Source organism: Kineococcus indalonis, from assembly GCF_009906395.1.
Classification (GTDB): Bacteria; Actinomycetota; Actinomycetes; order Actinomycetales; family Kineococcaceae; genus Kineococcus; species Kineococcus indalonis.
On record NZ_JAAALM010000798.1, the window covers coordinates 1 to 1,231 of the forward strand.

The window sequence follows — 1,231 nt, forward strand, 5'->3', positions numbered from 1 at the left end:
CCGCGGGCGCCGAGCACGTCCTCGACGTGCCCCCGGGAGAACCCCTGCCCGTCCTGCGCCCCGGCGAGCGGGCGGTGCTCCTCACCGCCGACGCGCACCCCCGCGAGGCGCCCCGCGCGGCCCCCCGGGGCACCGGGCGGGTGCAGGTGCCCCGAGCGCACCACGGCGCACCGCCGGCACCGCAGGCACCGCCGGCACCGCCGGCACCGCAGGCACCGCCGGCACCGCAGGCACCGCCGGCACCGCCGGCACCGCCGGCACCGCCGGACGCGCCGGGCGGTTACGCCGTGGTGCGCGTGGTGCCGGTGCTGACCCCGCGCGCCGTGGCCGCCGCGCTGCGCGCCGGGGCGCTGAGCGCGCTGGCCGCGGACAGCCCCGCCGAGCTGGTCGTGCACACCGTCCAGGCCGCGGCGCGCGGCTACAGCCTGCTGCCACCGGACAGCGTCCACGGCCTCGCCGACCTCGCCGACCTCGCCGACCTCGCCGACCCCACCGGCGCGGGCGGGGCGAGCGGCCCCGCGGCGCCGGGCACGCCCACGGGCGCACCGCCGGGCGCCGCGCACCTCAGCGAGCGCGAGCGCGCCTGGCTGCGGGCGCTGGCGTGCGGGGTCAGCACCGGGGCGCTGGTGCAGGCCGACCAGCGCCCCGCCCCCGAGGTGTACCGCGTCCTGGGCCGGCTGTACCGGCGGCTGGGCGCGACCAGCCGCACCCAGGCCGTGCTGCACGCGCAGCGCTGGAGCCTGCTGGGGCACCACGACGCCGGCCACCACGACGCCGGGGCCGCCCCCCGCGACCGGAACCGCCAGGAGCACGAGCACCGGTGAGCCGGCCGGCCCTCACGGGCCGGGGCGCGGGGGTGCGGCGGGCAGCCGCACCGTCACGCGCAGGGCCGAGACGGTGGTGCGCACGGCGTCGGTGAAGGGGTCGGCGTTCTCGTCCCACGCCCGCTGCAGCAGCTCCTCGGCGCGGCACCGGCGCGGGCCCGGGACGCCGGTGGCGCGGATCCCCCTCGGGCGGACCCGGCGTGTGGGATGGTGACGTCCTGCGTGCTGCGGCACCCGGTCGAGCTCGTCGACGGCCACCGCCCCGAGGACGGTCCCGCCCCGGTGGTGACGAGCCCGGTGGGCGTGGTGGTCGGGTTGAAGCACAGCCTTCGCAGGCTCCGCCCGTCCCGGGCGGGGGCCGCCCCGCGCCGCCACGTGCCCGTGCGACGGCGCACCCACCCCGAGGA

General features: G+C 81.6%; 2 protein-coding genes. One reads left to right on the plus strand and one right to left on the minus strand.

The window, feature by feature from the left end:
• Positions 1-287 precede the first annotated feature (287 nt).
• Positions 288-824 carry a response regulator transcription factor gene (locus GTR00_RS21190; RefSeq protein ID WP_166613484.1) on the plus strand — a complete coding sequence of 179 codons (537 nt, stop codon included), beginning with the start codon at positions 288-290 and terminating at the stop codon, positions 822-824.
• A gap of 12 nt (positions 825-836) precedes the next feature.
• Here GTR00_RS21190 and GTR00_RS26530 read toward each other — a convergent pair whose 3' ends face one another.
• The gene (locus tag GTR00_RS26530) at positions 837-1,082 is read right to left on the minus strand and encodes a helix-turn-helix domain-containing protein (RefSeq protein ID WP_205706354.1); all 246 of its coding nucleotides are present in this window, start codon (positions 1,080-1,082) and stop codon (positions 837-839) included.
• Between the last annotated feature and the right edge of the window lie 149 nt (positions 1,083-1,231).